Below are 799 nucleotides of genomic sequence, written 5' to 3'. Positions count from 1 at the left end.
ACGGCATGGTTGCGCTGCGTGAGTGCCAGCGACGGGATGTTCGCCCGTCGGCCGATGATGCGGTCATACAGCAGGTGCGGGCTGGTAAACTCCAGGGTCAGCGGCTGATCCGGTGCCAGATCCACTTCGGCGCCGTCGATAAATAGCGTGTTCATCAGAAGAATGTAAACGAAGTAATACCCATGCCCAATGTTCCGCCGCCACTCTGTACGACCGTGATCGTAGCCGGACTGACCGTAGTGCCGAACCGGCTGGCCGGATAGGTCTTTTCAAATGTGCCTCCGGAAACTGATTGCCCGGTAATGCCCCATCCGGTCTGATTCTGAATAGCAATAACATTACCGGTCACCACCAGCTTATACGTATTATCAACCAGACGGTCCACATAAACCGTTACGCCAAAGCCCGTATGCAGCGTCTGGCGCGGGATGATACAGGATCCGTTCGCGTTGGCAAATGCCTGCGTGTCGAGTGCGTTCGCTTCCGCTACGGCTTTGGCATCCGCATCGGCCTGACTGAGCACACTGCCCCACGTGCCCGCCGCGATCGTAATGGTGGCGTAGCTGCCCACCTTGTCGGTCGGGCAGTTGTTTCGTATAAAGCTGCCCAGACGGCTGAAGGCCGTATTGAGGAACGGAGCCACCACACAGCTGCCGTAGGTATCGGCATACAGCTGGGTGTTCAGGGCATTGTACTCATTCTCGGCTTTGGCATCCGCGTCGGCCTGACTGATCTCCGACCCGTAGCGGTTAGCCGGAATACTGATCGTTGCCGCTGCCCCTGCCTGATTCTGCGCACA

General features: G+C 57.9%; 1 protein-coding gene. It reads right to left on the bottom strand.

Annotated features, from left to right (window positions below):
• Positions 1-154 precede the first annotated feature (154 nt).
• Positions 155-799, bottom strand: a 645-nt coding sequence (locus BLX24_RS33155; RefSeq protein WP_229201936.1) for a DUF5977 domain-containing protein, incomplete at its 5' end; no start/stop codon positions are given.

It is taken from the genome of Arsenicibacter rosenii (assembly GCF_001870735.1).
GTDB lineage: Bacteria > Bacteroidota > Bacteroidia > Cytophagales > Spirosomataceae > Arsenicibacter > Arsenicibacter rosenii.
The sequence above is the reverse complement of the archived record's forward strand: the minus strand, read 5'-3'. Positions and strand labels throughout refer to the sequence as shown.